Origin of the sequence: Aeromicrobium sp., from assembly GCF_050700635.1 — a bacterium.
Lineage (GTDB): Bacteria > Actinomycetota > Actinomycetes > Propionibacteriales > Nocardioidaceae > Aeromicrobium.
Window position 1 is genome coordinate 1 of sequence record NZ_JBOHDT010000155.1, and the last position, 3,163, is coordinate 3,163.

The 3,163-nt window shown below is 69.7% G+C and carries 2 protein-coding genes; both read right to left on the reverse strand.

Translation table 11 applies throughout. The annotated features are described in order from the left end of the window. Positions 1-75: 75 nt before the first annotated feature. Positions 76-2,445, reverse strand: a complete 2,370-nt coding sequence (locus tag ACRDPN_RS11805; RefSeq protein ID WP_431447972.1) for a hypothetical protein — start codon at positions 2,443-2,445, stop codon at positions 76-78. Positions 2,446-2,492: 47 nt separating this feature from the next. Then, on the reverse strand, positions 2,493-3,163 hold a 671-nt coding region (locus ACRDPN_RS11810; protein ID WP_431447975.1), incomplete at its 5' end, for a citrate/2-methylcitrate synthase.

Here is a 3,163-nt window from a genome sequence, read left to right on the forward strand (position 1 = left end):
CCGTGGAAGGCCTTGCCGTCGTAGGAGAGGTCGAGTCGAACACGCACGACGGTCAGGTTAGGGCACCGGCTGCGGTCAGAGCAGGACAGTGACCACGACGGTGGTGACGACGACGACCGCGGCACCGGCGAGCTGACGCCGCCACGTCCACCGTGCGGCGGGTTCAACTCCTCCGAGCAGGGCAACGATCTCCAAGGTGGCCGCCGGGATGGACAGCAGAACGAACCCGTTGCGGATCGCTTCGCGTTCTGCGCTGCCGTTGCCCGCCCGTGAGTCCAGGACGTAGGCGATGGCGGTGCCGACGAGGACAAGGACGAGAACCTGCGTGACGCCACGCGGCACCGCCGGTGCCAACCGGGTGAGGTCGGGGATTCGGTCGCCGAACAGGGCCAGGAGCTGGGGGAGGGCGAAGATCGTCACGCCCGCCCAGAGCTGCCAGCAGTTGCCGATGAAGGCGCCGACGAAGAAGGCCAACAGCGCAGCCCGGACGGCGAGGCCGCGCAAGTGGTGGATCGTGGCGGGTTCGCCGACGCCGACCGCCTCGACGGCGGCCAGGCGGCGGGGGTATCCGGTGGCGGTGACCTCCTCGATGCCGAACCTGCCCACCACGGCAGCGATCGCCAGCAGGGCCAGTGCGTCGGCGTGTTCGGTGATCGGGAGGTCCTTGCCGGTGAGGTCTCCGAGTCCACCCACGATGCCCTGAACGGCCCACCCGCCGAGCAGGGCGGCGATGACGACGTCACCGAACCGGTCCCAGCCGTAGACATGCCCGGGTTCGGACGCCCGGCGCAACGGTCTGGCCGCGGCCGCGACGAGCGGCGTGACGAACCACAGCGCGCCGAGGCCGAGAAGGCCACGGACGCCCTCGCCGAGTTCGAGACCGTCCGCTGTCAGTCCGCCTCGGGCGACAGTCACCGCCGCGAACGCCAGGACCGCGGCGATCCCGGTGGCGGAGTCGAGCACCGCGAGCACCAGCAGCGTGGCGGTCAGCGCGAGGGCGGGGGGCAGAGGCGCTGCGCTGCCGCCGAGGGCAGCCACGACTCCGAGTGCCATCCCGCAGATCGGGAGGAGAACCCACAGCACGCCGAGCGAAGCCCGCAGGTACGCGGCATCGGACAGCACGCGGGCGACCAGCGGCAACCGGGTCGAGAGCAGGGCCGGAACCGCGACGCTCAGGACATCGAGTCGTGGCCAGCCGGGGAACCGCCACGTCATCGAGCGGTCGCCGAATGCTTCGCCGAACAGGTTCGCGCGGCCGGCGTCGTCGTCGGCTCCCTCGACCACGCCGCCGCCAACCGCCGCGACGGCAGCCACCGCACCGCCGCGGGACACGCTTTGCGGCCCGGGTCCGCCCGTCGCTGCGGTCGCCGAGGCCAGCCGCCGCGGCACCGCCACGCCCCGGGGGCCGACCATCGACAGGATCGTGAACGCGGTGATCGCGAGAATCAGGATGCGCAGAACGTCGATGGACGTCGGGACCGGCGACAGAGCCAGGTCCTGCTCGTCCGGGGTCGGCGGATCCGCAGGAGGTTCAGGCGACGGCTCAGACCCTGGCTCTTGCGGTGGCTCGAGGAGTCCTGGTCCTGGCGGCGGCGCCAGCGGGATGGGCGCGGTCGAGTCGCCGAGCGGTGTGGGAGCGCCCGGCGTGCCCGGTGCCCCGGGGTTCGGGGCGTTCGGTGGCGCGGGACCCGCGACGTTGAAGACGAACTCGATGGTGTCGATGGGCGGGACGACTCCGGGCTTGTACTCCTCGATCGTGGCGGTGTACTCCCCACCGGGGAGAACGCTCGGCAGGGTGAACATCGCCGGGCGCATCGCGGCGGCCGACGGTTCCGCCCGTCCGGTTCCCCGGTCGTCGTAGGTGCAGCTGAACGCCGAGCCCTCGCCGCCGCCCGCCGGGAAGTCGACCACACACTCCTGTGGCTCACCGAGCAGATCGGTGGATCCGCGCCTCAGCGTCCACTGCACGGTGACGTCGAACTCTTCGCGTTCCCCCAGCAGCGTGATGGTGTCGCCGCTGGGCAGGCTGGGCGGCGTCGTGACCTGAAACCGGGACTCCGCGAAGTTGATGGTCACGACCGTGGGCGCCGACGACTCGTCGTCGGCGTTGACCTCGTGGAACGAAAGCACGGTGCTGGTGCCGGCGAGCTCGGCCGAGGTGTACAGGTCGACAGGAGTGCACTCGAAGAACCTCAACCCGTTGTTGGGAATGGGCTCCTCGCACTCGACGGCGTTGCCTTGCGCGTCCTTGACCTCGATGGTGTTGGCCGCGACGTTGCGATTCCCGCGGATCGTCTCGGAGCCGAAGTAGTCGAACGTGAAGGTCGTACTCCCCTGGATCTCCGGCGGAGGCGGTGCCACAGAGTTCGCCACCTGTGGGACAAGCAGCACCGCGGTGCCGACCACAGTCACCAGCACCGCACTCCAGCCCCAGGGGAGGCCCATCGATCCACAGTAGACGGCGGATTGCCGTCATGTTGAGCTTTGCGGTCCTAGGCCCAGCGCTTGGCGGCGGGGACGAACTCGAGCTGGCGGTCGCCGGTGTAGATCTGCTTGGGGCGGGCGATCTTCTGCTCCTTGTCGTCGACCAGCTCCAGCCACTGGGCGAGCCAGCCGGCCGTGCGCGGGATGGCGAACAGCACGGTGAACATCTCGGGCGGGAACTGCAGGGCCTCGTAGATGAGTCCGGAGTAGAAGTCGACGTTGGGGTAGAGCTTGCGCTTGACGAAGTACTCGTCCTCCAGCGCGATCTTCTCCAGCTCAAGCGCGATGTCGAGCAGCGGGTTGGTGCCGGTGACCTCGAAGACGTCCTCGGCGGACTTCTTGATGATCGTGGCCCGCGGGTCGTAGTTCTTGTAGACCCGGTGGCCGAAGCCCATCAGCCGCTCGTTGCCGTCCTTCACGCCCTTGATGAAGTCGGGGATGTTCTCCTTCGACCCGATGCGGCGCAGCATCCGCAGCACCGCCTCGTTGGCGCCGCCGTGCAGCGGGCCGTAGAGCGCGGCGATGCCGGCGGCGACCGCGGAGTACGGGTCCACCTGGCTCGATCCCACTGCGCGGACCGCGCTCGTCGAGCAGTTCTGCTCGTGGTCGGCGTGGAGGATGAAGAGCACGTCGAGGGCCCGAGCCAGCCGCGGATCGGGCTCGTAGCTCGCGTCCATCT

Coding starts and splice junctions, on each gene's coding strand:
- ACRDPN_RS11805 (WP_431447972.1), bottom strand. CDS start 2,445: ATGGGCCTCCCCTGGGGCTGGAGTGCGGTGCTGGTGACTGTGGTCGGC.